Below are 5933 nucleotides of genomic sequence, written 5' to 3'. Positions count from 1 at the left end.
TTTTTTTTTTTTTTTTTTTTTTTTTTTTTTTGGAGCGCCGGCGCCCACCCGGGTCACCTACCGTGAAGGGTGGCGGGCGCTGTCGTGGGTGAAAAGGGACCGGCCGGCCGGGAACCGGCCGAAGACCGTGCCGGACAACCCCGAGGCGGCCAACTCGGTGTTGATGCGTGCCATCAGCCTGGTCGGTACCCCCTACCGCTATGGCGGCAACACCCCGGATTCCGGCTTCGACTGCAGCGGCCTGGTGGCCTATGTCTATCGCGAGATGCTGGACCTGAAACTGCCGCGCACCTCGCGCGACCTGGCGGCGGTACAGGGCCCGAAGATCGATCCGCAGCGCCTGGCCACCGGCGACCTGGTGTTCTTCGGCAGCCGCGGCAGCGTCACCCATGTCGGCATTTATGTAGGTGAAGGGCGTTTCGTGCACGCGCCGAGTACCGGCGGCACCGTGCGGCTGGACTCGCTCAGTGGCCCCTACTGGAAAGACCACTACACCGGGGCGAAACGCGTCCTTCGCTAAAATGAACAGGCTATATGTTCAAAACTGTGACGGACATCACCGCGCAACTAACGATTTATTAACGGAATTTTTAACTTATTGCCGCTTTTACAGGGCATGATGCCCCATCGTTTTTTTCTGTGACCGACGCGTGACGACTGACGACCTGAAAAGCGAAGGCCAGACTTCCGTATCTTCACGCAGTGCCCGCCCGCTGTTGCTTGGCTTGGCACTGTGTCTGACCAGCCTCCCGGCCTGGTCGCAGACTGCTCCGAACCGTTCCGATGTGACCCCGGCCCCGGTGGCCGAGAGCACCGCCCGACCGGCCGCCAAGGCCGAGGCCGCCGCTCCGCAGCGCAGCCGCGTCGATGCCGCCGCCAGCGCCACGCTGGCCGCCCTGCTGCCGCACCTGGCCGCCAACGACACCATTCCACTGATGGACCGCTCGGCCGTGGTGGCCGGTGACCTCAGCCGCCTGCTTGCCAACTACGACACCAGCAGCGCCGCCAATGGCAGCGTTGTCGGCACCGCAGCCGACAACGGCAAGGTGCAGTCGCTGCTGCGCCGTGCGATGACCCTGCTGGGCACCCCGTACCGTTGGGGTGGCAGCAACCCGGACAGCGGCTTCGACTGCAGCGGCCTGGTCGGCTACGTGTTCCGCTCGGCCCTGGGCATCGAGCTGCCGCGCGTCTCGCGCGAGATGGCCCACGATGACAACGCCGAACTGATCAACGACCGCACCGCGCTGGCGGCGGGCGACCTGGTCTTCTTCGGCCGCAAGGGCCGCGTCGACCACGTCGGCATCTATGTCGGCGATGGCCGCTTCCTGCACGCACCGAGCTCGGGCAAGGACGTCCGCGTGGATACCCTGCTCAGTGGCTACTGGGGCAACAAGTTCATGCAGGCCCGCCGGGTCGACCTCTGACCTGCTGGCGCCACGGCGCCGCCTGAGAGACAAGAAGCCGCTGCCCTGCAGCGGCTTTTTTGTTGGGCCCGCGCAATGGTGGGTAGCTGCCGACCTTGGTCGGCACCGCCCTCATCCACGCATGGCGTGGATCTACTGACCTCTGGTGGGTACTGACCTTTGGTGGGTGCCGACCGTTGGTCGGCACCGCCTCCATCCACGCATGGCGTGGATCTACCAGGCCCGGCTCCGCCACCGCGCCAGCCAGTTCCCAAACAAAAAGCCCGCCGGTTTACGGCGGGCCTTTCATCTCCACGCAACCTCAGGCGCGGGGCGGTGTTGGATCAGGATCGTCCACACCTACATTGCTGGACGGGTTGTCATACACCGCCTGGTCGAGCAGCCCGGTTTCCTTGGCCACGATCACCGGCACCAGCATCTGGCCCGTCACATTCGTCATCGTGCGCATCATGTCCAGGATGCGGTCGATGGCATACAGGTAGCCGATGGTCTCCAACGGCAGATTGGCCGCGCTGAGCACCACCGTGGCCATGATCACCGCGGTACCCGGCACGCCGGCCGTACCGAAGCTGCCCAGCACCGAGGCGATCAGCACCACCACGTACTGTTCCGGGGTCAGCGGCACCCCGCTGTACTGCGCGATGAACACCGCGCACAGCGCCGGGTAGATCGCACCGCAGCCGTCCATCTTGATGCTGGCGCCCAGCGGCACCGCGAACGAACCGTAGTCCTTGTTCACGCCCAGGTTGTGGGTGATCGAACGCAGCGCCACCGGCATCGCGGCGAAGCTGGACGAGCTGACGAACGCAACCTGCATGCCCGGCGCCGCGCCGCGGAAGAACTTCAGCGGGTTCAGGCCGTGCGCCAGCAGCAGTGCGCTGTAGACCACCACGATGTGCAGGGCGCAGGCCACGTACAGGGCCAGCACGAAATGACCCAGCGGCAGCAGCTTCTCGAAGCCATAGCTGCCAACCAGGCCGGCGATCAGGCCGAAGGTGCCGATCGGGGTGACTTCCAGCACGAAGCGGGTCACCTGGATCATGATGTCGCTCATCTGGCCGACCAGCTTGCGCGCCTCGGTCACCTTCTCGCCCAGCTTGACGATGGCAAAGCCCACCAGGCCGGCAAAGAAGATCACCGGCAGGATCGAGCCGCGGCCGGCAGCCAGCACGGTTTCACCGGCCGCGTTGACCTTGGTGCCGATGCCGGACAGCGCATAGAAGACATTGGCCGGCACCACGTCCAGCAGCACCTGCACCACGCTGGGCACTTCGCGCGGCACATAATTGCTGGCCATCGACAGCTGAAGTCCACCAGCGCCAGGTTGCAGCACGGTGCCCACGCCCAGGCCTACGCACACCGCCAGCGCGGCGGTGATCACGAACCACAGGAAGGTGCGGCCACTGAGCGCGGCGACCGACTTCTGGCCGTGCAGCGACGAGATCGCGTTGATGACCGCGAAGAACACCAGCGGCACGGCGATCATCTTGATCAGGGTGACGTACAGCTCGCCGAGCGGGCCGAACCACGTTTCCGCGGCCGGGCCAAGCGCCCAGCCGGCCAGCGCGCCGAGCACGAAGCCACCGACCACGCGCTGCCAGAATGGAATCCGCAGCCAGGCAGAGACCAGCTTCATAGGCAATCCAGAGGGGAAGGAAGGGATGCTGGCACGATAGCCCAAGGCGGCCCGCAGAACGACCGCCCGGCCGGCAAATCAGTGTGTCATCGGCGTGCCTTGCGGCACCGGGCATAATGAACGTCCCGTTACAGTTTGTGAGATCCCAGCGTCCATGCGCCGTTCCGTCTCCCTGTTGGCCGCCTGCGCCACCACCCTGCTGCTGGGCGCCTGCGCCAGCACCAGCCCCGCGTCCGCCCCGGCCGGCCTGAAGGTCGCCGTCGATCCCGTCGCCCACCCGGCCGGCGAGACCCCGCAGTGGTGGTACCGCAGCGGCGCCGCCCAGGCCGCCGCCAACGGCGCGATGTCCGGCAAGGCCAAGAACGTCATCCTGTTCCTCGGTGACGGCATGAGCCTGACCACGGTGGCCGCCTCGCGCATCTACGAGGGCCAGCAGAAGGGCGGCTCCGGTGAAGAGAACCTGCTGTCCTGGGAGCGCTTCCCGGCCACCGCGTTCAGCAAGACCTACAACACCGATTCGCAGACCCCGGATTCGGCCGGCACCATGACCGCCATCACCACCGGCGTGAAGACCCACATGGGCGCGATCGGCGTCAGCGCCGGCAGCCGCACCGACTGCGCCGACAGCCTGTCCAAGGGCCTGCTGACCTGGCTGCAGCTGGCCGACAGCGCCGGCCTGGCCACCGGCGTGGTGTCCACCGCACGCCTGACCCATGCCACCCCGGCCGCGACCTATGCGCACTCGCCCGAGCGCAACTGGGAAAACGATACCGACCTGACCGAAGCCGCCAAGGCCGCAGGCTGCAAGGACATCGCCCAGCAGCTGCTGTCGACCTCGCGCTATGGCCGCGGCCCGCTGGTCGCCCTCGGTGGCGGCCGCGGTGAATTCACCACCGTGGAAGAACGCGACCCGGAATACGACGACAAGGTCGGCCAGCGCCTGGATGGCCGCAGCCTGGTGCAGGAATGGCAGCAGGCACATCCGCAGGGTGCCTACGTCTGGAACAGCAAGCAGCTGGCCGCCGCCGCGAACGCGCCGGCCATCCTCGGCCTGTTCGAGCCGGACCACATGCGCTACGAGTACGAGCGCCCGCAGGATCCGGGCGGTGAGCCGAGCCTGGCCGAACTGACGGCCGCAGCGATCAGGAATCTGGCCAAGCACCAGGAAGGCTACGTGCTGATGATCGAAGGCGCGCGCATCGACCACGCCAACCACAGCGGCAACGCCTACCGTGCACTGACAGAGACCGTGGCCCTGTCCGACGCGGTGCGCGTGGCCAACGAGCTGACCTCGGCCGACGACACCCTGATCATCGTCACCGCCGACCACTCGCACACGCTGAACTTCGTCGGCTACCCGGCGCGCGGCAACCCGATCCTGGGCAAGGTGAAGGACAAGGGCGGCGAAGATGGCGCCGGCAAGCTGGACTACGCGCTGGACGGCACCGGCCAGCCGTACACCACGCTGAGCTACGCCAATGGCCCGGGCCATACCGGCAGCAGCAACCAGCAGCCGGCCGGCCCGAAGCGCTACCCGCACAACCCGAGCAGCTTCGAACCGGCCAACGGCCGCCCGAACCTGCGCGAGGTCGACACCGAGCATCCGGACTACATGCAGGAAGCACTGGTGCCGATGAAGTCCGAGTCGCACGGCGGCGAAGACGTCGGTATCTGGGCGCGCGGCCCGGGCAGCAAGGCGATCCGCGGCACGCTGGAACAGAACGCGATCTACCACATGATCGTGCAGGCCACTCCGGCCCTGCGTGAGCGCCTGTGCCAGGCCGGCACCTGCGATGACAAGGGCGTGCCGGTGCAGCTGCCGGCACCGACAACCTTCGAACGCAAGGCCGAGGCCAAGTGATCGCACGGCAGGCCCGCCCTGCCCCTGCCAGCGGCCGCTTCGCACGGTCGCTGGCCCTGCTTGGCGTGCTGGTCAGTGCCAATGCAGCGGCACAGGCACCGGCATGCAAGCTGCTGACCGACGAACACGGGTTGTGGCCGCTGCCCAACTGCGAAGTGGTCGATCACCGGCCGAAGATCAGCGCCGACACGTTGAAGGACCTGAACTATGACGACCACGGCCTGGCGGTGGTGTACGCCGACCAGGGCTTCCACTACGTCAACCGCAAGGGTCGCAGCCTGCCGGTGCTGACCTGGGACAACGGTCCGGAAACACCGCAGGAAGGCCTGCTGCGCGCCCGCGTCGGCCACCGCGTGGGCTACTTCGACCTGAAGTTCCGCCAGGTGGTGCCCGGCACCTTCGATTTCGGGTGGCCGTTCCAGGATGGCGTGGCCGAGGTCTGCAATGGCTGCCGTCGCGGCACGCCGGATGCCGATGGCCACACGCCGATGGAAGGCGGAGAGCGGTTCCGCATCGACCGCGCGGGCCGTCGGGTGAAGTAGGGTTTCGGCAGGGCTGCGCCCTGCACCTGCAGACGCAACGGCAACAGCAACGGCCGAAGCAACAGCAACAGCGTGCGTTCCGTGGGATGGCGGGGCACTGTGGGTTTGCGGGGACGCCGTAAACCCGCCCATGGGGGCTTGGTCGCCGCATCCATGCGGCTCACACCCCGCAAACCCACAGTGCCCCGCCTTCGACAGATTCCGGTGGCTGTTGGTAGGTGTCGACCTTGGTCGACACATCTGTCAGATATCGAATGAGTCATCCACGCATGGCGTGGATCTACTGTGTCGACCAAGGTCGACACCTACCAAGGCAATACGTCGTTCCAACAGATCGCGGCCAACTGTCGAAGGCGGGGTGGGTCCGGTTGCGGGAGTGTCCGCGGCATGGATGCCGCGGCCAAGCCCCCATGGACGGGTTTACGGCGTCTCCCGCAACCGGACCCACCCCGCCTACCCTCAGGAAACCA

Annotated in this window: 5 protein-coding genes; 4 read left to right on the top strand and 1 reads right to left on the bottom strand. The window is 66.7% G+C overall.

Going from position 1 to position 5933, the window contains the following annotated elements; all coding sequences use genetic code 11:
- Positions 1-79 precede the first annotated feature (79 nt).
- Positions 80-520 carry a C40 family peptidase gene (locus tag EKL94_RS21670; RefSeq protein ID WP_440862119.1) on the top strand — a complete coding sequence of 147 codons (441 nt, stop codon included), beginning with the start codon at positions 80-82 and terminating at the stop codon, positions 518-520.
- Between the two features lie 130 nt (positions 521-650).
- Positions 651-1424: a C40 family peptidase gene (locus EKL94_RS21665; protein ID WP_005414115.1), complete on the top strand. Its 774-nt coding sequence runs from the start codon at positions 651-653 to the stop codon at positions 1422-1424.
- Positions 1425-1725: 301 nt separating this feature from the next.
- Here the strand turns inward: EKL94_RS21665 and EKL94_RS21660 are convergent, their stop codons facing one another.
- Positions 1726-3060, bottom strand: a complete 1335-nt coding sequence (locus tag EKL94_RS21660; protein ID WP_006381938.1) for a dicarboxylate/amino acid:cation symporter — start codon at positions 3058-3060, stop codon at positions 1726-1728.
- Between the two features lie 154 nt (positions 3061-3214).
- Here EKL94_RS21660 and EKL94_RS21655 point away from each other — a divergent pair, with 154 nt between their 5' ends.
- Both EKL94_RS21655 and EKL94_RS21650 read left to right on the top strand, forming a co-directional pair.
- Entirely contained in the window at positions 3215-4921 is a 1707-nt protein-coding gene (locus EKL94_RS21655) for an alkaline phosphatase (protein ID WP_126930597.1), read from the top strand.
- A complete protein-coding gene (locus tag EKL94_RS21650; protein WP_126930596.1) occupies positions 4918-5463 on the top strand; it encodes a WG repeat-containing protein in 546 nt (181 codons plus the stop codon). Before EKL94_RS21655 ends, EKL94_RS21650 begins: the two co-directional genes overlap by 4 nt.
- Positions 5464-5933 lie beyond the last annotated feature (470 nt).

Source organism: Stenotrophomonas maltophilia, assembly GCF_003970865.1.
Taxonomy (GTDB): domain Bacteria; phylum Pseudomonadota; class Gammaproteobacteria; order Xanthomonadales; family Xanthomonadaceae; genus Stenotrophomonas; species Stenotrophomonas maltophilia_AR.
The sequence above is the reverse complement of the archived record's forward strand: the minus strand, read 5'-3'. Positions and strand labels throughout refer to the sequence as shown.

Excerpts from the sequence above, each read along its gene's own strand:
- EKL94_RS21660 (WP_006381938.1), bottom strand. The coding sequence starts at position 3,060 with ATGAAGCTGGTCTCTGCCTGGCTGCGGATTCCATTCTGGCAGCGCGTG.
- EKL94_RS21655 (WP_126930597.1), top strand. The coding sequence starts at position 3,215 with ATGCGCCGTTCCGTCTCCCTGTTGGCCGCCTGCGCCACCACCCTGCTG.